This is a genomic window from Vibrio sp. YT-19(2023) (genome assembly GCF_033337395.1).
In genome coordinates this window covers 1-689 of the sequence record NZ_JAWOQN010000522.1, presented here as the reverse complement: position 1 = coordinate 689, position 689 = coordinate 1, and the positions used below count along the sequence as shown (strand labels likewise).

General features: G+C 48.0%; 1 protein-coding gene. It reads left to right on the top strand.

Features of this window, described 5'->3' with window-relative positions:
• Positions 1–689, top strand: a 689-nt coding sequence (locus R7E78_RS26875) for a hypothetical protein (protein WP_318058708.1), incomplete at both ends; no start/stop codon positions are given.

Below are 689 nucleotides of genomic sequence, written 5' to 3'. Positions count from 1 at the left end.
ATCTCAGAACTGAAGGTCAACACCATCAACGACACTCAAGCTGAAGCATTTACCAGTTGGCGTATAACCAGTTCATACAACGATGAACGAACCATCGTTCTGCCGCAAATTCAGGGCGACAATCTGGATGTAAACAGTCGCGTGATTCTTGCGCCAAACGACACGTTAGACATTGAGATTACCGGTGTGGTCAATGCAGACGCGATGGGCGAAATCACCAACCATGCTTACGCATACGACAAATCGGAAAGCGATGTTTTGGCAGAAGATGTCGCCATTATCAAACCGCAACCGATCATCTTATCGGTGACGAAAGTGGCCGATAAAGCCGAATACACCAATGATGACGATGAAATCACGTTCACGATGACGGCGACCAACCGTGGCTCTGGCGATGCAGAGAGCGTGAACTTGTTGGATGAAATCGACAAATTGATTGGTAGCAACGGTAATGCGTTGTTCACGACATGGAAAGCGACTATTACAGAGCTGAAATCTGGCGTTGTGGTCTCTGTGGATTCGGATAACAACGTCAATTCCAACCATACCTTGAAAGCGTACCAAGGCAATGAGTTTGAAATCGTCGTGACAGGTGAGATCAATCAAGGCATTGATGACAACTTTACCAACGTCTTCACGGCGGCGGCATCGACGGGCGAAACGGCATCTGCGAATGTCACGAGATCGGA